Source organism: Microcoleus sp. T2B6 (assembly GCF_036700475.1).
Taxonomy (GTDB): Bacteria; Cyanobacteriota; Cyanobacteriia; order Cyanobacteriales; family Microcoleaceae; genus Microcoleus.
In genome coordinates this window covers 201-20,807 of sequence record NZ_JAUBOZ010000098.1, presented here as the reverse complement: position 1 = coordinate 20,807, position 20,607 = coordinate 201, and the positions used below count along the sequence as shown (strand labels likewise).

Here is a 20,607-nt window from a genome sequence, read left to right as displayed (position 1 = left end):
TATTTCTGGACGGATGAATCCGGGGGCTTGTATCCTGATGCTTTCGGTCATCCTTGATTCCCAATCTAAAATCTAAAATCTAAAATCTAAAATAGTCTGACGCACCTACAAGTTTCAGTTTACCTGCTTCGACAAAATTAAATTGAGCACGTTCAATTCGTTGGAACTTAAAAGATATTTATCTGTAAAAATCTTTTCTCGACTTTGCTCTAAACTGTAGCTTCTAAACACGATAAATGGAAAGTCTTGATACTTGTGCCCGATCGGCATTACACTATCTACAGGGTAGATCGATCGCACATAAGCCGACAAAATATCCCGAAACCGCCTATCTTCCGGTTCTTCCAGTTGGCTGTCAGCAAAATACTCCTGCATTTCCTCCCCGCTAACGAAGGCAAACAGCGGTATGGCATAATAGCGATCGAACTGCTGACTCTGCTCTTCAAAATACTGAGTTTTCTCGACTTCGCTGTTGAGAAATTGCAAAAGCTCGATCGCACCTCCTCTTATCGCCGATATTACATTCTCCGGGGACGAATCGCTATCCCTAATTTGACGCATTTTGGGCAGCAACTTCTTCTCTAGACATTCCTTAATTTCTCGATGAAGCCGCATCTGGTATGTTTCTACCAAAGTGCGATCGGCTAGAGGTACGATCAACAAACTACCGCAAACATGACCGAGTTCTAAATTATCATAGCTCAACAAACCATCAAGAGGATTGCACTTCTCCAAAAATTTACGATTAAAATCATCCCGCATTTCCAGGTAAGAGTTGCCCTTTTGACGCGAGTTATCAGAATTCGTCAAAACAAACTCCCCGCGACTCAAAAGCTGTTCCAGGCTCGTATAAACCTCCTTAAACAACATATTTCCTCGCTGGCTCTCGCTCTTTAATGTCTTAATTAGAGCCGCCATTTTGCTGCTAAAAGTATCCCCGACTGCGGAAACCGACTTACCGCCGATGGGAATCATCAAAAACTTTTCCCTACCTAAATATCCATATCCCACAATCCGCGTCATCACCGCAGTCTTCAGAATTAGCAGTAAATTCAACAAACTCAACTTGCTTTCTTGTAAAGAAAGTTCCGCATCATCAGCGTAATAAACTGCTGTATCAGACAGATAAAAAACCAATTCTTTGTCTTCACCATCAAGGGTTTTACCGTTATCATATTCTCCGCGTCCCCGATAAATCACCTGTATGATTTCCATCAGATTTTTCTCAATTTGGAAGCGGGGAATATCCACTAAAATATGCTTAGTTTTCGGGAAAGAAAGTCCACGACTTCCCGATGCAGTCATAAAAATTACTTTAGCTGTATTTTTGCACTTTTGTATTTGCTCCTTCTCCTCTTCCGAGATATTCGCGTGGACTTCCAGATAATCGGTATAGCGATTAAATTCTCGCTCATTTTGGATTTTATCAATCAACTCCGCCAATCTTCGCTTATCCTGAATGTAGACGATAATTTGTTCAACTCCCGGTATTGCTAACCGCTGATTGATATCCTCAATTATTTGAGACTGTACCCGTTTTACCAAATCATAAGTTAGTTTTAAAGAAATATCTTCAGTGAATTTAACAGCTTCTACAAACACCTTGTAAGTTATCTCTAAACTGCTAGCGGGATAGGAATTCGTATTGATAAGTTTAGCAGCTAATCGTTTAAATTCAAAAGGAATAACTTGTAAAGGCGGGATTTCCTCTGAAGTTTTTGGGAGCTTTTTGAAATAGATTTTATCCGGTTCCGGCGAGGTATCATCGAGGTGTTGTTTAATCACATCCGGGTCAACAATCGAAGCATCGGCTACAATAATTTTAGTATTAAAACCGTGTTTTGGCTTGTGCAAGTCATATTTGTTAAGCAGCCTACCAATTCCATGCAAAAACTCAACGCCGCCGTCATCTCCAGTAATTTCATCGATCATAATGAAAATGTGTTTGATGCGGCTGGAGATTTCTTGTATTTTAGGAGAAATGACTGCTTTTTCCCCCTTGTTGTAAGCATCTTGAAATATTTTCTCTAAATGCTGGAGAGTATTTTTTCCGGTTTCTGTCACCTTTAAAGACTGAATGGAAACGGTAGCCACGATATTGTTCGATGTTTTACGATTGATGAGCGAATATATTCCCTCACAAACGCTATTTAGCACTCCATGCTTTTTGCCTATCCTAGGTTTGATTACTGTTTCTCCCTTCCTTTCAAGTTGCGGCTGGTGATATTCCTTCCGCTGCATTTCGGCCCTGTTGTTGATGAAGTGGACACTTTTTTGTTGAAAATTTTCGTGATGATTATTTGCGACGTAGTTGACGGTACATTGTCCAAAATTGCTGTCTATAGTATCGGAACTTGAGTTAATGCAAAATAAGCGATTGTCGCACAGCAAACCAGTCTTTGTGTCTCGAAATTTATCGATGATATCTAAGTTGACTTGCTTGCGGGGACTGACGTAAAAGAACAAGAAACCGTCGTTTATATGGGTTTTGAGGAAATCTGCGATCGCAGTTGTTTTCCCAATTCCCGGATTCCCCGTCAAAAAGATATAAGTTTCATCAGATTGCAGTGCTTTGACAATCAATTGAGCGTGAGCATTTCTCAGATGTAATCCACGATCGATTTGCAAATCATCGGCCAGTTTATCTGATATAATATCTATGGAATTAACAAAATTATCGATCCGCTCTGTATTACGTACAGGTGTAGAACTTTTGCCAATCGTCAACAAATCGCTGACAAACTTTTTGCCATTTTGAAAACTGCGAGCTGCGTTGAGTTGAATCGTATCTAAAACATCGCCGCGAGCATCGTTAATCTCTTTATTTTTCGCTTCCTGCTGGTAGATTTTGGCACAATTCGCCAAGATGTCAATTTTATCACTGCGGAGGGAAATTGCGCTAATTGTGCGATCGCTATAACCGACAACATTCAACAACACCTCAGCACCATCAGGAATCATACCAGTCGTTTGCAGAAAACCGTAGAAGCTGTGAGTGTAGCTACCAGCCTGAATCAACTTAGCGCTTTCCTTATCCTTATACTTAAAAGCCGTAAAATAGCGGTTTAAACCCTCCGAAAAGTCAATACCTAAAGTGCTAGTATCGATTCGCAGATTAGAAAAAACACTTTTCGATCGCAAATAGCTAATTTCTCTGAGCAAAGACTTCCGCATCACCTCTATTTCGTTGAGATTATCGACTTTTTCCGAAGTCAACGGAGGAGTAAACACAGACAAATCAACGCACAGAATTCTAAAATCCTTACCATTTTGCAACAAAATCAGGGTATCAGCTTGCAAAAACTCGCCTTTTTTCTTGTAGCGGCGGATGTAGGAGTTAATCTCATCGTCTGAGAAATTGGGTTGCGCTGTTTCAAACTGAGATAATACCTTCTTAAACGCTTTAAAAACTTCTGTCTCATCGTCATTATGGGTTCTAATACTGTTAGCACAACTCAAACTGCACTGAAAATACGAGATTTGCGATAGCCTTAAAGTCCAGCCCGTAGATGTGAGGTACTCCCGGAAGAAATTCAACCCACCAATAAAGCCTTTTTGGACAAAAAATAGACTCCACTTCTCAACAATTTTAGCATCCAAACTACCGAGGAGATTAGCTTCCCTAGTTATTTCCGCCATCATCTTTGGCAATTCTAGTTTCTGCAAATCGAGACGGTAGGAATCTCCGAAATTGTGAGCTATATTTTCACGCTGAATATACGCCAGAATCCCAATATTAAATCCCACCTCAAACAGCCGTCCAAAATCTTCACCAATCATTATTAATACCTCCCTCATCCACATTCAAGACTTCTCTTACCTTATTCAAAAATGCCAGGGAATTAAAATCCGCACTACCGCCAGCATGACTAAATACAGACAAAGCACCCACCGATTCATCGCCAATAATTCGCTCGTAGGGGTCAAGTTTTAAACTAATATTGTGACGAGCTTCATACCGAGAAAAGTGGAATATTGTTAGATAATGTAGCAAAGTATTTTTGATTACACCATCATAAATCAAACCTTCACGAATATCTTGATCGTCTAGGATACCTTGATAGATATTCAACAGAGTCGAGTAGGAAATGACACCGTTATAAAAGTTTTTTTCCTCCCTGACTCTAATTCCGTTAAACAAGTTGAAAAACATCACAGCTTGCTGACTGGTATCTGCAAACAAGCTTTCAAGCTCCATTGCATCCTGAATGTAAAAGGATTTTCCCCTATCGCCTAGGAAACTGCGGACATAGTATTTATCAAAGAATATCGGATAAATTTTGATATCCCGCCTCTCTCCCTTCAAAGTTCGGAGCAATTTTTTTGACATGAAAGACAATTCCTCATCTTCCTCAGTCTGAGTAATATGCAGCGTACTCATGTAAGGTGCTTGCGAAATATATGCGAAATTCCGATATCCTTGCTGATAAAGCTGACTCATTGCATCTTCAAGGATTAACGGCTCAGAATAAAGACGGCTGACACTGTAATTCTCGGAAAGTGTTTTCAGCATTTCGACTTGAATTGTACTGTCATCTAGACGATTGATTCCGACAATTTCTCCGATTAAGCAGGCTTGTCTTTGGAAGCGGTTTTGATTGCTTCTTTTCGCATCACTATCCCGGCTGGAAACGACAATAATTGCCAATTTATCCAACTCAGGGGCTAGCTGTACATTATCATCGAATCGAAACTTTTTAGGAAGGATTGAATACAAGGAACTCAAACCGTTACGAATGGTGTAACCATTGGGCGTTTTTCTAATCCGAAATCCTTGAGAAGTTGAGCGTTGTTTTTCACTTAAAATATGAGACAATGTTTTAGAAAGGTTAGCCATAAACACTTCTGACGCCGAAGGGTGATTGTGGTCGCCTTCGTGGAGCCTCACCATCGGAATAAACAAGTTGTCCGCAGCACTTTCGAGCAATATCCTCAGACAGATATAGGACAGCAGCAACATGGTAAACTTATACACAAAAATTGCTGCAGGTTGTAAACCTTTACCGCCGCAGTCTAGTCGTCTATCGTCATAGGGAAACACAACTAATTTTGTCTGAAAATGTTTTTCGTAGATTTCTCTAGAGCGAGGGGCTTTAGGTGCAGAAAGTACAGGCAAAACATCGACACCTTTGATATTGTATTCCATGCTAAAATTTTGGCGTTCATCAGTTGGGAAATACCGGACATCTTCGATGCTGATATTGACGGGTAGCTGACAAATAGATTTTTCATCGACACTAGGTTCTTTGACGGTAATATAATGAAGCGTTTGCTTGTAATTTCGCTCCATAATGTCATTAAAAAATTTACCATTCGTCAAAATATTGTCAATATCTTCTACCAGACCTATTTTGAGGTTTACGTGTCGCGTTTCTGTGCGGGTTGGTAAAATTGTTTGACGCTCCAGAAAGCCTTTTAGCATTCTTCTCAGATGCGTAATTTTGTGTTTTATGTTAAACTGATTAAGCCCTTTAATAAAGTTGCGAAAAAGCTCTTTTTTTTGCTCATCGTTAGAACTTTGCAAAACGGGCAAGACTCTTTGTTCAAATAGGGCTCTAGGCTGATGATTTAGTTCAGATTCCGGGTCGTAATTTTGTGCTAGTGGGTCATTGCGGGAAGCCAGCACAAAATAGTAGAGCAATGCTATTTTTAAGAGTTTGCGGACGAAGGTTTCGGGATTAGAATCCTCATCAAATTCTGCTTGATGTTCTTCACTGTCGGGATTTAGCAGGTTCAGATAATACTCAAATACATCTTTTCCACCGCGCGCTTGAACTGAGTTATCAAATTTGATTTTGAGGCCAAAGATAAACTTACGCTCGTTACGATAATTGTCCGTACTTTCTCCCAAGTAACCTGATACAATAGGAATAATTGGCAGTGTATCTAAAAATTCCGAACGGGCAAATATCTCGCGATAATTAACTCGAACACCAGCATAATTAACTTCGTACTCGCCATCGGATTTAGTTGGGTCGTTGATGTATTCTTCTATCAATCTGAGGCGGCGAATTAAGTCTTCTAAATAGATGATGCCTACAGTATCTGTGCTGCTTGCGCGGATGTGTTCGAGCAGATACTCTAAGTAAGTAATCTTAGCTTCTTTTTGAATTTTGCCGAGAGTTTCTTTGTCTACCAGTCGGATTAATTTGTGAAAATCCGAGTCAGTATTTTTAACCATCTCATCAAGACGGTGGTTAAGGTCTTCTTTCTCACTGCTAGTCTCGGCATTTTCATTGATATAGTTTTGCAAACCCTGCTTGAGCTCTTGTTCAAAAATATCTGTATTTCGGACGGTAACGGTCAATTTATGCAATTTTAAAGCTGCATGGCTTCCAGTACCTCGGCTTTCCAAAGTTAGCCTTTCTTTTTCTAAAGAAGGGTGGCGGGTGCCAAAATCGTATTTAAAGCCTAACTCTTGGCCTCTTCCCAGAAAAGAGGGTGAGTCTAATGGACTAATCAAACTAGCGACAAACCTTTCAATAGAAGTATTTTGTGGCAGTTTAAATTCTAATTGCTGCCGCAAACACTGTTGAATCTGTCTAACTTGACTGCCAAAACGCTCCTCAATTTCCGGCGGTAAGTTAACAGTAGCAGAATGTGCTTGACGTTCCCCAGAACCCAGGGGTTGCCGCACTCGCTTGTTGGCAACATCCGCAGCAATGGTGTCAATATCAATTAGCAAGCGGCTGTTGTCTTCAGATACGCTAAACGGGTTTTTAGATTGCAAAACTTCTAAAATCTTGTCCAGCAAATCGCCATAGTCAACTGGAACTAAATCGCTGTCATCCAATCTTAAGATGTTCACCCTGTTCACCCCTTCAAAAAGCTTGAATCCACTCTTTCACATCGTACTCAGTCCAAACCCCATTTACCCAATAAGGATCGGCTTCCACCAATTGTCGCACGGCCGCCTCATCTTCGGCTTCGTAAATAGCAAAAACTTTTGTTAAATCTTTCGTGGGCCCGATCGTACTTAATACACCCGATTCCTTCTGCTTAGCCAATCCGGCTAAATGAGCGTCTCGAAACGGCTCGCGTTTTTCGAGAACGTCTTCGCAGTAACTTCCCCACATCACATATTTTGTCACGGTTTTGAGCCTTAGATGAATTTGTTTAAAAGTTATTGTACAATAAGAGTAAGACGTTTTAACTAAAATTTTAAGAAGAAGATTAATGAACCGCAGAGAGCGCAGAGGGCGCAGAGGAAGAGGGGAAAGAGAGATGAGTGTTAGATAGGAGAAGATGGCTATGACTTTATTAGACATTCGTTTGTTGACGGTTGAAGAATATCACCGAATGGCGGAAATTGGGATTTTTGACGCAGATGAACGAGTCGAATTACTGGGAGGACAGATAGTAAAGATGGCTGCAAAAGGAACAGCACACAGTGCAGCGGTGACACGTACAGAGAAGTTACTGGAAAACCGTTTGGGAGAGCGAGTTTTGGTGCGGCTGCAAGATCCTGTTCGGTTAAATGATTTCTCGGAACCTGAACCCGATATTGCTGTGGTCGTACCCGATCCGCTTTACTATGAAGACCACCATCCAACTCCGTCTGAAATTTATCTGATTATTGAAGTTGCTGATAGAACCCTGAGAACAGATTTGGGGATAAAAGCGACTATTTATGCTCAGTCAGGAATTGCTGATTATTGGGTTTTGGATGTTAATAATCGGCAACTTCACGTATTTAGAGAACCGAGTCAGGATGGCTATCAGAGTATAGTAGTTCTTGAGGATGATGCGAGTATTTCTCCTTTGCAATTTCCTGATTTTTCTTTTATGGTTGGGGAGATGTTGCGGCCGTTGGTGTCAATTTAATTAACGTTAAAAATTGAGCCCTGCAGGGGTTGAAACCCCCGCATCAAAGCTGAAGTCCTCGCTATGAAGACTGAAGAGTTCATTAGTTACCAATTATGCACTTGAGACGGTTTTATTGCAAGAATTTGAGATTCTTCGCTTTGCTCAAAATGGCAAATTTACCTTGTAATCCCTAAATCTTATTAGTCCTCTTAAGAGGACTTTAGCTTTGAGCCAGGGAATTCATTCCCTGGCGGTTTCCATTGCTGAGTAGCGGCCTATTTTAGCTTCTCAAACTAACGCCGAACTTCTCAACTAAAACATCGCGAACTTTTTGTTGGGCCGGTTCGACATCGGTTTCGCTCAAAGTTCGATCGCCCGCGCGGTAAATTAACCGAAAAGCCAAACTCCGCTGTCCCGCCGGCACGTTGTCGCCCCGATATTCGTCGAACAGTTCCACTGAATCCAGCAAACTACCGGCCGCCTTTTTCATCGCACTCTGCATCTCAACAACCGGAACTTCAATCGGTGCAAAAAATGCAATGTCTCTGTCAGAAGCGGGGAAACTCGAATAACCCGCGAACTTGCGAGTTAAGTTGTTCGATCGCCCTAATTCACCCAACAGCACCGCTAAATCTAATTGAAACACGTAAACCTGCTCAGGCAAATCCTTTTCTTGCTGCAATTGCGGGTGCAACTGTGCGAAAATTCCTAAATGTTTCCCGTTTAACGATAACGCAGCGGTGCGGCCAGGATGCAGCCTTGTGGGGCGGGCATCTTGCCCGCCACTAATAGGATAAACATCCTGTTTACCATCATCTTGTCGATATTCCACCGACAAACCCAACTCTTGAAATGCGCTTTCCAAAACCCCCTTGGCCTCAAACCAAGTCAAAGGTCGATCGCGCCCTCCCTGCTGCCATTTCCACACAGTCGGATCGCCGCCGATAATCCCCGCAACTGCATCGGCTTCGTTCATTGCATCCCCATCTTTCCAGAAAATGCGGCCGACTTCAAAACCGTTTAGTGCGCCATTTCCCTGTTCCAAATTGTACTGGAAAGCATCAATCAAACCCGACAGCATTTCTGTCCGCAAAGCTGAATACTCCACAAACAGCGGATTCGCCAGCACTACTTGATTGTCTCCCTCTGTTTTCACCAAAGAATAGTGCATCAACTCCGTCAACCCGGCCGCCCGAAAAGCCGATCGCACATTCCGAATTGCCGCGTATTCCGCCGACAAATAACCGGGTTCCGTTTTGCTGGGCAAAGTATCGCAGAAATTGTCATAACCGTGGAGTCTGGCAACTTCTTCAATTAAGTCAATTTCCCTTTCTAAATCGCGGTAGCGGTAAGGAGGAACAGTTATCGCAAACACCCGTTCTTTTTCCGTCTGCACAACTTCGCAGCCCAAAGCTGTCAGAATATTTTTCACCTCTTCCGGTTCCAAATATTTAGAACCGCCCGTTTGTCCTCTTTTCAACTGCCCTAAAACCAGATTTACTCGGTCTAAACGCAATTCGAGCGATCGCGAAAAACTCAAATCATCGCCCGAACTCGCCGTTTTCTGCACCGTCGCAGTGCCTCCAGCCAACTCCAAAATTAGAGCTACAGCGCGGTTGCAAGCTGTCGTCAAAGCCGCCTGATTCACCCCCCGTTCGTAGCGGATCGATGCCTCGCTCCGCAGGCCTTGAGCGCGCGCAGAACGGCGAATCGTTGCCTGGTCAAAAATCGCTGCTTCCAAAACTAAATTTTGCGTTCCTTCGTGAACTTCCGTATCTTCGCCGCCCATTACTCCAGCTAAGGCAACGGGTTTGTCGCTAGCAGTAATTAACAGATTTTGAGCTTGCAAATTGCGGTTTTGTCCGTCCAAAGTTTTGAAGGATTCCCCTGTTTTGGCAAAGCGGACGCCGATGCTGATATCTTGAGTACCCGTGAAAGATTGTAGGCGATCGCGATCGAAAGCGTGCAGCGGCTGGCCCCATTCCAGCAAAATGTAATTAGTTACGTCAACCACATTATTAATTGGCCGCACTCCCGCCGCCTGCAACCGCTGCTGCAACCAAGCTGGAGAAGCAGCAATTTTCACACCTTCAATTGCCGTGCCGATGTAAATCGGGCATCCTTGCGCTTGGGATATTTCTACTGCCAAACCAGGACTTTCTTTGCCCTCAATCACCACACCATTCGCTTCGGGAATTCTCAAACTCGCCCCAGTCAGCGCCGCCACTTCTCGCGCTACACCCACCATGCTCAAAGCGTCAGCACGGTTGGCAGTTGCTGTCAAGTCTAAAATTACGTCATCTAAACCCAAAAGTGGGCGAATATCGCTGCCCAATTCGGGATTTTCTAAGTCAAAAATGTGAATGCCGGCTGACTCTTTCGCCAGTCCCAATTCTGCCAGAGAGCAAATCATTCCTTCGGAAGGAACGCCCCGCAATTTAGCAGGTTTAATCTTTAAATCAATAGTCGATAAAAAAGTTCCGACAACAGCGACAGGCACGTAAATGTCTGCCCTAGCGTTGGGTGCGCCGCAAACAATATTCAGAGCTTCTGAAGAACCCACATCCACTTGACAAACTCTCAATTTGTCTGCATTCGGATGCTGTTCGCAGGCGATGATTTTGCCCAAAACTACGCCGCTTGCCCAAGGGCGGCGGTCTTCGATTTCTTCAACTTCAAAGCCTGCCATTGTCAGGGTTTCGGCTAATTCTTCCGGCGATATCGCCACATCCACCAATTCCCGGAGCCAGTTTAGAGAAATACGCATAATTTAGTCAGTAGTCAGTAGTTAGTTGTCAGTAGTTAGTTGTCCGTTGTCCGCCCCGGCGAACTTCGACTGTGTAGCCTCAGCATAAATTATCGGACACTCATACCACATTAGTTTATTTTTGTCAACACATTTTTGTGATTGACGCAAAAACGAGCGATGAGTCCAAAGGTCACTAATTGGTGACAAATTAGTAACATTCTCAAAATAGAATGAGGTATGCTAGAAGTATCTGACAGGACAAAGAGCATCTAAATTTAGCTCAATAGCTTTCATCTCCGCACTCTATCCGATCGAGGATGAGTGGCGGGATAAAAGCCCGCCCATCAAGGGGGTTCGAGGCCCCGTAGATGGACAATTATTTTTTATTTCAAGACTAACTTTCAAGCATGGTATAATTATGGCATGATTACAGCATATAAATACAAATTACGTCCTAACTCATGGCAAGCCAATCAATTTGATGAGTGGCTTAATTTGTTGCGGATGCAGTATAACTATAGGCTGTCAGAGCGTTTTAACTGGTATGAGTCCACTCGTTGCCCTCTCGATTCATGCTCTCTGGTATCATGCAGTATTGCTCCCATACTCGAACAGCCAGATTATTACTGGCAAAAGCGAGACTTACTCAATACCAAAAAGCTATTTCCTGAGTACAGACAGATTCATTCTCAGGTATTGCAGAATTGTGTTGAGAAAGTTAAAAAAGCTTTTGATCGATATATCAAGGCTGACAAAACTGGTCAGCGTTCTGGCAAGCCAAGATTTAAAGGGAAAGGTAGATATCACAGTTTCACCTATAGCCAGATGAAACAGGACTGCATCAAAGGTAATCGCATCACTTTACCGAAAATTGGTGACGTGAAGATTATCTTGCACCGTCCTATTCCCGATGGATTTAAAATCAAAACTGTTCAGATTGTCAAAGCTGCGGATGGTTACTATGTCACCTTGACTTTACAAGATGTCACCGTGCCAACCCTACGCTATGATATCAATCTCGATCGTGCAGTTGGTATTGATATGGGACTCAAGGATTTCTTGATAACCAGTGATGCTGATACTGTAACCATTCCTCAGTTTGCTAGAAAAGCCCAAAAGGATAAAAAACTGCGAAATAAATCTGTCTCTCGCAAAAAGAAAGGCAGTAATCGCAGACGAAAAGCTGTTAAACGTCTTGCTAAACATCATCAAAAAGTGGCAAGGCAACGCAGAGACTTTCATTGCAAGACTGCAAAGCGATTACTAGACAAATACGACCTAATTGGCTTTGAAGATTTGAATGTCAAAAGTTTGGCTAGAACTAGGATGGCAAAGTCAATCCTAGATGCTGGTTGGAGTGAATTCCTATCTATTCTGGTTTGTAAGGCTGAAAGTGCTGGCAAATTGGCTATAGCTGTGAATCCAAATGGCACTACCCAAAATTGTTCTAGTTGTGGTACTCGCATCCCTAAAACTATTGCCGACAGATGGCATAGTTGCCATGTCTGCGGTCTTGAACTAGATAGGGATGTGAATGCTGCAATTAATGTCAAGAATATTGCTGTCGGGCGGACAGTGATTAAAGCTCAGCGTGCTTCCGATGCAGATGCAGGATTAGCTGAGAAGCCCACCCTATACTCGTCCGCGAGTTAGGGTTGGGAGTCGTCACCAAGTCTTTAAACTATCTTCAAGGATAATCTACCGAAAAAACTCACAGCAGCGAGATAATCAAAATAGGGAAAAGATATCGGCCTAATAGACTTAGGTGCAATTCCAATTCGCAACCGGACGCACGGCCCGCCGGCAAATGATAGATCAGTATTTCTACCAGAAGCAGGAACAGGCAATTTGTGCGTCGATCGACGCTGACAAGATCAGAACAACATAGGCAAACTCAATCAACATGAGCTACTGCGTAAATCCGGGCTGTCCACATCCTCAAAACCCTGCTGACTCTATTCTCCAATGTCAGACGTGCGGTGCGCGGTTATTGCTGCGCGCTCGCTACCGAGTCATTGAACCGTTAGGACAAGGAGGTTTTGGAGCTACATTTCTGGCAAAAGACATCTCATTGCCCGGTCAACCGAGTTGCGTGGTCAAGCAACTGCGACCCAGTAGTTCGTCGCCGCGAGTTTTAGAAATGGCGCGGGAATTATTCAAGCGAGAGGCGAAAACCCTCGGCCAACTGGGCGACCACCCGCAAGTACCGAGGCTGCTAGACTATTTTGAAACCGAACAGCAATTTTACTTAGTTCAAGAGTATGTTAAAGGCTCGACTTTGAAACAAGAAGTCAAGCACTCAGGCCGTTTCAACGAATCGGATGTTAAAAATTTTCTATTAGAAATTCTGCCAGTAGTGCAATATATCCACAGCCAAGGAGTAATTCACCGAGACATCAAACCGGCAAATATTATTCGCCGAGTTCAAGACGGCCACTTAGTTCTGATTGACTTCGGAGCGGTAAAAGACCAAGTTAGCCAAACAATATTATTAGACCCCGCCGACCAAAGCGCCAACACGAAATTTTCAGTCGGCACATTTAGTTTTGCTCCCCCGGAACAAATGGCGCTGCGGCCGATATTTGCCAGCGACATCTACGCGGTGGGGATGACTTGCTTGTACTTGCTGACAGGAAAGTCGCCCAAGGATTTAGATTTTGATGGAGTAACCGGCGAAATTGTGTGGCATCCCCATGTTCAGGTAAGCCCAAATTTTGCGCGGATCCTCGAAAAAATGCTGAAGCCGATGGTTGGCCACCGCTTCCAATCGGCAGCAGATGTCCTCAGAGCTCTCTCTGGCGAATTTGAAGACCCAAGTCTTGTCGATGGCTTGGCAACTCAATTCAACGGCTCTTCTCGTGCAGTTGAAGAACCGACAATATTTAATGACGAGGGTTCTTCGTGGTCACGGCCTCAGAGCAAAATTAATCAAGATTTACGATCGAACCACACCCGCGCTGGTAGAAGTTCCTTCACCCAATCCGGGAACACGGGGATGCAGCCCAGAGTTTCCCGGACTCTGGCTGAGTCAGGCAGAACTTTCGGAACGGTTGGACATTCTAGCGGCAATTTAGCAGCGTCAAAGGTATCGAAAGTTGCTCCTAAGTGGGACACCAACAGCTTGCGAGCGGCATATTTTAAAGGCAAGCGCGATTTTGCTGACTGCGAACTGTCGGGCTTGCAACTGCAAAAATTGCAGTTAGCGGGAAGTAATTTTTATCAGGCTAGGTTGGTGAAGGCAAATTTGCAAGCAACGGATTTGTCGGGGGCGAATTTGGGTCACGCCCGGTTAACTCAGGCGAATTTGCGAGATGCCAACTTGACAGAGGCTTATTGCAGCACTGCCAATTTTGAAGGCGCGGATTTCCGAGGTGCTGACTTGACGGGGGCTTATTTGACTAAGGCGAATTTGCGGGGAGCAAATTTGTGCGGGGCGAATCTTACGAACGCTACAGTTTCTGAGGAACAACTGGCAATGGCAAAGACCAATTGGCTTACTGTTAAGCCGGATGGTAAGCGGACTTTTGGATTTTAATAAGTCAGTTGTCAGTTGTCAGTTGTCAGTTGTCAGTTGTCAGTAGGCAGTAGGCAGTAGGCAGTAGGCAGTAGGCAGTAGGCAGTAGGCAGTTGTCAGTTGTCAGTTGTCAGTTGTCAGTTGTCAGTTGTCATAAGTTAACAGTCAACAGTCAACAGTCAACAGTCAACAGTCCACAGTCAACAGTCAACAGTCAACAGTCAACAGTCAACAGTCAACAGTCAACAGTCAACACTCCACAGTTAACAGTCAACAGTCAACAGTCAACACTCCACAGTCAACAGTCCACAGTCAACTCCCCCAGTCAGGTGAGTCGTCAGGAGGAAGCTCGATCGCCGATCGGCCGCCTAAATTAAAAACTAGGAATGGAGGATTCGATCGCACCTAAACATGAAACTGCTCAACCGCCGCACTCGAACGCTTCTGTACACCGGCATCCTGGCGCTGGCCTACTTTGTTACCGGAAAACTCGCAGCGTCGATGCTGGGACTGGTGAAAGCCGAACCCTCCCCCGTGTGGCCGCCCGCCGGTATTGCTCTAGCGGCACTGCTACTGCAAGGGCGACGGATGTGGCCGGGAATTGTCCTCGGTTCAGTGCTGTTAAACTCTACCGGCGGTATACCGTCGGCTGTGATTGCCACATCGGCCTTTAGCGTCACCCTGCAAGCGCTGGCTGGAGAGGCTTTGCTGACTTGGAGCGGATTTTCTACCAAACTCGATCGACTGCGAGATGTTCTGGCTTTAGTAGCGGGCGCTGTCATCGGGTCTACTCTTGTGGGTTCTATCCTCGGCAACTTGGGTACGTGCATTTTTGGTTGGACTCAGTGGAGCAATTTCTCTCGCAACTGGTGGACTACGTGGCTCGGAGACGGCATGGGAATTTTGATTGTAACGCCCGTGCTGCTGACTTTGAACCACGTCGTTAACACTTTTAAATTTCCACTAAAACTGAGAGCTTTCACTATTCTCAATTACTTGTTTAGGAACAGGCAAGATGCCTGTTCCACAAGAGATGAATTTTCTTGTGGAACAGGCATCTTGCCTGTTCTTGATAATGGTGTAAGAGGTGAGAGACAATCTCGGATTATTTCAAGTTTAAAACCATTTTTTAAATGGCAAAATTCTCAATCACAAGTTACAAATTATCCCCGGAGATTTCCTGCACCTGAAAACCGCTACAATCTTCTATTTTTAATCATTAATTATTCAGAAATAGCGCTCTGGCTGACTCTCTTGCTGAGCGTTAGCTGGCTATTTTTTTGCTCAAAAACACAAGCGGCGATCGCTCAGTATCCGCTGGAGTATCTGCCTTTTCCTCTAATAGTTTGGGCTGCCCTGCGGTTTCAACCGGCGGGAGCGATTTTTGCTTATTCGATCGTCTCTTACATCGCGATTTGGGGAGCAGTGCAGGGAGGCGGCCCGTTTTTGGCCAAAAGCGATAATCTCAAACAGGCGGTTTTATTTTTACAAGCTTTTACCGGTACGATCGCCCTTGTGGCTCTGATGTTGGCTGCAGCCGTAGCAGAACGCCAGCAAGCGCTGGTGGAGGTGCGCCGCACGGCCGCCATGCTGCGCGATCGCGAAGCTAGTTTAGCCAACGCTCAGCGCATCGCTCAGTTGGGAAATTGGGATTTAAATTGCGCCGCCCTCACAGCAACTGACAACTGCGAAGAATCCGCAGAACATCATATATCCAATATCGAATTGCGGTGGTCAAACGAACTTTACCGCCTCTTGGGTTTTGCTCCGGGAACTGTCAAACCCACACCAGAAGTTTTTTTGCAGGCTGTACATCCAGAAGACCGAGAATTGGTGGCGCGATCGCAGCGCCAAGCTATGTTTGAACGCCAAGCCTATTGCATTAACTACCGAATTGTGCTGGCAGATGGCTCCGAACGTACTGTCTGCGAACAGTCGGCCATTGAGTCAGGGGCGATCGCCGCCACAGTCCAAGACGTTACCGAACGCCACCGCGCGGAAACCGCTTTGCGGGCGTCCTCCGATCGCGATCGCTTGCTCTCAGAAATCGCCCTGCGAATTCGCAACTCCCTCGACCTCGAAGAAATTCTCAATACTACTGTTGCCGAAGTCCGGCAATTTTTCAAGGCAGACCGCGCTTTCATCGGTATTGTGGACGCGGACGGGGTAAATCTTCCTAGCCCGGTGTACGGTAAGGTTGTGGCTGAGTCTGTGGCAAGCCAATGCCGTTCTCTTTTGGGGTGGGTACTCGCTGACGAGAATCACCTCGAAAGCCAGAAAACTTTTTATGCTAACAACCGCGTCCGAGCTCTCTCCGATACTGCTAGCGTTCAACAGAGCGTTCCAATTTCCCAATTGTACAGCGATTATCAAATTAGAGCGACGTTAAATGTGCCGATCTTCCTGGGGGATGAATTGTTCGGGATCTTGGCCGTCAACCAGTGCTCCGGGCCCCGCCAGTGGCAGGAATTTGAAATTGATTTGTTGGAAAAACTCGCTACCCAAGTGGCGATCGCTCTCCAGCAAGCCCAACTTTTGCAGCAGGTAAAAGCTCTCAATGCCAATTTGGAATCTCAAGTCGAGGAACGCACCCACCAACTACAGCAAAAAATGCACGAGTTGCAAGAAAGCAACCGCCTCAAAGACCTATTTTTGCACGCAGTTTCTCACAATCTCCGCACTCCTGTTATGGGAATGTTAATACTGCTGAAAAATTTGCTCAACAAATCGCCCTCTGACTCTCTACAGGATGTTCCGGTTTCTCGATCGATTTTGCAGCGCATCGTTCAGGCCAGCGAACACCAGTTGACTATGGTTAATGCCCTGCTCGACGCTCACGCTAGCGAGGTCAAAGGGATTGTTCTCAATACTGTACCGCTGCATTTGCCGTCTTTAGCTTCAGCCATTGTTGCCGATTTAGAACCGATTCTGGCAAAAAATCAAGCAAATTTGACTCAGGATATTCCGGCGGATTTGCCACAAGTCAATGCCGATCGCCAACACTTGCAGCGGGTGCTAGAAAATCTGTTGACTAATGCTATTAAACACAATCCTCCGGGAGTCAATATAACTTTTAAAGCCGAGGTAATTGAAGTTGAAACAGCGCTAAGTTATGAAGAAAATTCACAGGCTTTAAGAGCGCCCAATAATCCGCTTGGCCGCTGTATCGCTAATGGGATATCTACTGCGGGCGATCGTCCTAGGATGGGCGAGAGCACCCAGAAAAATCAGGAAACCCTGGCCAAATTTAACCTCGACGGCAGTTGCAAAATGCCTCGCTATCAGGGTCAAATTGGCAATATCGGCAGCAAATTGCCCGAAGTCACCGTAAAAATGGTTCGCTGTACTGTAACAGATAATGGAGTGGGAATCAGCGCCAAACAGCGGGAATCTCTGTTTGAACTTTACGTTCAAGACCCTAATAGCCGACAATTAACAGGGCTGGGTTTGGGACTGTACCTGTCCAAGCAAATTATCAAAGCTCACGGCGGCTCGATCGGCGTCGAAAGCACTCCCGGCGGTGGTTCGACTTTCTGGTTTTCGCTACCTGCTGTCAACTCGGACGAGCCCTCTTTGTCAATCTAAAATCTAAAATCTAAAATCCGCGCAACCGCTAAGTTTTTCGACTCACAGTCAACAGTCAACAGTCAACAGTCAACAGTCATTCCGGTGCAACCGGAATTGATATAATCTAAAATGGTATGACCTATTTGGGCAATGCAAAATCAGTTCAGGCGTTAACGGTTTACGAGGTGTGGCGCGATCGCTTCCTCCGAGATCGGCTGCGCCCTGCTGTCGGAATTGCCATCTTTTTTGCCTTCACAATAACAGTCTATTTTCTGGGCGAAAGATTCTTCGCTCGCCAGGAGTTTGAAAGTGTTTATTTGTACACGAGCGCTGCTGTAGAATTGGGTTTGTTGACTTGTTTTGTGTTGCAAAAAACCTCCTTCGGACAGCGCTATCCCGGTTTGCTATTTTTGGGTTTTTCGTGGTCGCTGACGGTGATTGTACAGCTTGGGCTAGCTGTCGCACAAGCCGGGGAATTACCAATTTTTACCTGGAGTTTAGCGTTTCTAATCCAAGCTACGGTGATGCCCGTCCGCTGGCGTCTCCACCTGATTTCTCAACTCGGCGTTTTGTTTTGCCACGTCGGGATAAATTTGGTTTTAAATCTAAGTTTTGCTAAGTATACTCCTTTTAAGTTGACCGGGTTGTACTTATATTTGTTTTGGTTTTGTTTGATTTGCGATTTGTCGGTTTATTGGTACGAATGTCTGCAACGGAAAGAGTTTAGTACGAGGCGTGAGTTGGAATCTGCTTACCAGCAGTTGGAGGCGGCGGAGGCGAAGTACCGCAGCATTTTTGAGAATGCGGGCGAGGGGATTTTTCAAAGCACTCCCGATGGCCGTTATATTACTGCAAATCCAGCTTTGGCGCGGATTTACGGCTGCGATTCCCCGGAAGAAGTGACGGCAAAGTTTACTGATATTGAGCGGCAGTTGTACGTCGATCCGGCTCGCAGAAATGAGTTTTTGCGATCGATCGAGGAAAGCGGCACAGTATCGGATTTGGAATCTAAAATTTACCGCTCTGATGGCAGTATAGTCTGGATTTCTGAGAAGGCGCGGGCGGTACGGGACAGCAGCGGCGCTGTGCTTTATTATGAGGGTTTAATTGAGGATATCACGCAGCGCAAACAGGCACAAGAATCGCTGCGGCTCTTTATCCACGCTCTTTCTCACGACTTGCGAAACCCGGTAGCGGGAATGTTAATGGTGCTGAAAAATTGGCAGACGAAAACCGGGGATTCCATCGCAATTCCCCGTTCTGTTTTGGATCGGATGATTCAAGGTAGCGAGCAGCAATTGCGCTTGATAAATTCGCTGTTGGAAGTTCACGCCGGGGAATTGCGCGGTTTGGTTCTGCACTGCGAATCGGTTAACTTGAGGGCGATAGTTGAAGCCGCTGCGACCGATTTGGAGCCTTTAATGAATGAGGGTAAAGCTACTTTTAAAAATTTAGTCCCGGATGATTTGCCAGCCGTGAATGCTGACAAAACTCAGTTGTGGCGCGTGTTATCTAATTTAATAGCTAATGCTTTGAAACACAATTTTCCGGGACTGAATTTAACAGTTTCTGCTCAAGTAATCAAGGCTGAAAAATTAACTATAAATCAAAGGAGAGCAAAACAAGACATCGACAAATTACCGATTACCAATCCACAATCTCCCATTACCAATCCCCAATCGCCCATCCCCAATCCCGGAAGTAGGATGATTTACTGTACCGTGGAAGATGACGGGGCGGGAATATTGCCGGAACAGTGCGAACATCTTTTTGACCTTTACGCTAGGGGCGATCGATCCCGACACTCCGTCGGTTTGGGTTTGGGTCTATATCTTTGTCGGCAAATTATTAATGCTCACGGCGGCCAAATAGGGGTAATTAGTACTCCCGGTGCTGGGGCAAGTTTTTGGTTTACTTTGCCGCTGGCTGAGAATTTGCGGTGATTTTTTTTGTATGTTTAATTACATTAAATCTAGCAATCGTGCCATATATTAAGAACGTTCTTAATTGCGGAAACCCTTGCGAAATATGCTTCTGCCTTCTTCCTTCTTGCTGCGGCTATACTTGTGTTGTGCCGTCGCAGGTGCTTTTTGAGTGGTTCAAGCCAAATCAGTAGATCGGACTATTTCGATCGGACTATTGATATTAACTTAAAACCGTGGTATATTTACCAAAATGTTTTTAAAAGAAAAATAAATTTCAGATCTTCACATTTTCTTTAGAAACATCATTTAATCTAGAAAACCTCTAAAACTAGATAAAAAATATGCAATTTATGTTTGTCGAGAAAAGCTCAGAAAATACAGCTAAAGAGGATGCAGCTAAGTACGACTCAGCTAAATATAACGAGCGGTCGTTCTCAACTTTAATTCGGGCGCTCCGTCTTTCCCAAGGTTACTTTTCTTTCGTTTTAGTCAACTGCAACTCGCTGGCTTTGCGGCAGCAAATAGTCGATCGGCTGCAAGTAAATTGTCCCGTGAAACCCCGGCAACTGTTTTTGCCCAAATCGGCTACAACTCTTTACACGACAATCGCAGCAGAAATAGACGGGGAACAGCCTCCAGCTTTAATGCTCCTCGGTTTGGAATCAGTGCAGCCCATCGATCGATTGCTCGTTTCTACCAACCTACTATGCAGCGAATTCAGCAAAACATTTTCGTTTCCCCTCGTCTTTTGGGTGACGGATGAGCTTCTGAGAAAAATCATTCGCACCGCCCCGGATTTATACAATCGGATGACGACAATTAGATTTATCAGTAATTAGTAATCAGCCCATAGATTTTAGATTTTAGATTTTAGATTTTAGATTTTAGATTTTAGATTTTTAACAGTCAACAGTCGATCGATTTTAGATTTTAGATTTTAGATTTTAGATTTTTAACAGTCAACAGCCCATCGATTTTAGATTTTAGATTTTAGATTTTAGATTTTTAACAGTCAACAGCCCATCGATTTTAGATTTTAGATTTTA

At 44.6% G+C, this 20,607-nt stretch carries 11 protein-coding genes; 7 read left to right on the top strand and 4 right to left on the bottom strand.

Annotated features, from left to right (window positions below; all coding sequences use genetic code 11):
• Positions 1 to 114: 114 nt before the first annotated feature.
• The 3 genes from QUA00_RS29330 to QUA00_RS29320 are packed head-to-tail and all read right to left on the bottom strand — an operon-like array spanning position 115 to position 7,091.
• Positions 115 to 3,780, bottom strand: coding sequence for a helicase-related protein (locus QUA00_RS29330; protein ID WP_333412046.1), 3,666 nt, complete (start codon positions 3,778 to 3,780; stop codon positions 115 to 117).
• Positions 3,770 to 6,808, bottom strand: a complete 3,039-nt coding sequence (locus QUA00_RS29325) for a hypothetical protein (protein ID WP_333412045.1) — start codon at positions 6,806 to 6,808, stop codon at positions 3,770 to 3,772. The genes QUA00_RS29330 and QUA00_RS29325 overlap by 11 nt, the downstream gene beginning before the upstream one ends.
• A gap of 13 nt (positions 6,809 to 6,821) precedes the next feature.
• Positions 6,822 to 7,091 carry a YciI family protein gene (locus tag QUA00_RS29320; RefSeq protein ID WP_333107441.1) on the bottom strand — a complete coding sequence of 90 codons (270 nt, stop codon included), beginning with the start codon at positions 7,089 to 7,091 and terminating at the stop codon, positions 6,822 to 6,824.
• A 160-nt stretch (positions 7,092 to 7,251) separates the two neighbouring features.
• Here QUA00_RS29320 and QUA00_RS29315 point away from each other — a divergent pair, with 160 nt between their 5' ends.
• On the top strand, positions 7,252 to 7,824 hold the full coding sequence (locus QUA00_RS29315) for a Uma2 family endonuclease (protein WP_333412044.1): 573 nt from the start codon (positions 7,252 to 7,254) through the stop codon (positions 7,822 to 7,824).
• Between the two features lie 262 nt (positions 7,825 to 8,086).
• On the opposite strand, the gene pheT is transcribed toward QUA00_RS29315, so the two are convergent.
• Positions 8,087 to 10,573 carry a phenylalanine--tRNA ligase subunit beta gene (pheT, locus tag QUA00_RS29310; protein WP_333412043.1) on the bottom strand — a complete coding sequence of 829 codons (2,487 nt, stop codon included), beginning with the start codon at positions 10,571 to 10,573 and terminating at the stop codon, positions 8,087 to 8,089.
• 405 nt (positions 10,574 to 10,978) lie between these two features.
• Here pheT and QUA00_RS29305 point away from each other — a divergent pair, with 405 nt between their 5' ends.
• From QUA00_RS29305 to QUA00_RS29280, 6 genes are all read left to right on the top strand, one after another.
• Positions 10,979 to 12,208: a transposase gene (locus QUA00_RS29305; protein ID WP_333143046.1), complete on the top strand. Its 1,230-nt coding sequence runs from the start codon at positions 10,979 to 10,981 to the stop codon at positions 12,206 to 12,208.
• A 250-nt stretch (positions 12,209 to 12,458) separates the two neighbouring features.
• On the top strand, positions 12,459 to 14,090 hold the full coding sequence (locus QUA00_RS29300) for a serine/threonine-protein kinase (RefSeq protein WP_333143045.1): 1,632 nt from the start codon (positions 12,459 to 12,461) through the stop codon (positions 14,088 to 14,090).
• Positions 14,091 to 14,182: 92 nt separating this feature from the next.
• Positions 14,183 to 14,446, top strand: coding sequence for a hypothetical protein (locus QUA00_RS29295; RefSeq protein ID WP_333412042.1), 264 nt, complete (start codon positions 14,183 to 14,185; stop codon positions 14,444 to 14,446).
• 34 nt (positions 14,447 to 14,480) lie between these two features.
• A complete protein-coding gene (locus QUA00_RS29290) occupies positions 14,481 to 17,654 on the top strand; it encodes an MASE1 domain-containing protein (protein WP_333412041.1) in 3,174 nt (1,057 codons plus the stop codon).
• 116 nt (positions 17,655 to 17,770) lie between these two features.
• A complete protein-coding gene (locus tag QUA00_RS29285) occupies positions 17,771 to 19,579 on the top strand; it encodes a PAS domain-containing sensor histidine kinase (protein WP_333412040.1) in 1,809 nt (602 codons plus the stop codon).
• 323 nt (positions 19,580 to 19,902) lie between these two features.
• Positions 19,903 to 20,400, top strand: coding sequence for a hypothetical protein (locus tag QUA00_RS29280; protein ID WP_333143041.1), 498 nt, complete (start codon positions 19,903 to 19,905; stop codon positions 20,398 to 20,400).
• Positions 20,401 to 20,607: the final 207 nt, after the last annotated feature.

Excerpts from the sequence above, each read along its gene's own strand:
- pheT (WP_333412043.1), bottom strand. The coding sequence starts at position 10,573 with ATGCGTATTTCTCTAAACTGGCTCCGGGAATTGGTGGATGTGGCGATA.
- QUA00_RS29300 (WP_333143045.1), top strand. The coding sequence starts at position 12,459 with ATGAGCTACTGCGTAAATCCGGGCTGTCCACATCCTCAAAACCCTGCT.
- QUA00_RS29290 (WP_333412041.1), top strand. The coding sequence starts at position 14,481 with ATGAAACTGCTCAACCGCCGCACTCGAACGCTTCTGTACACCGGCATC.
- QUA00_RS29285 (WP_333412040.1), top strand. The coding sequence starts at position 17,771 with ATGACCTATTTGGGCAATGCAAAATCAGTTCAGGCGTTAACGGTTTAC.
- QUA00_RS29305 (WP_333143046.1), top strand. The coding sequence starts at position 10,979 with ATGATTACAGCATATAAATACAAATTACGTCCTAACTCATGGCAAGCC.
- QUA00_RS29315 (WP_333412044.1), top strand. The coding sequence starts at position 7,252 with ATGACTTTATTAGACATTCGTTTGTTGACGGTTGAAGAATATCACCGA.
- QUA00_RS29280 (WP_333143041.1), top strand. The coding sequence starts at position 19,903 with ATGCAATTTATGTTTGTCGAGAAAAGCTCAGAAAATACAGCTAAAGAG.
- QUA00_RS29330 (WP_333412046.1), bottom strand. The coding sequence starts at position 3,780 with ATGATTGGTGAAGATTTTGGACGGCTGTTTGAGGTGGGATTTAATATT.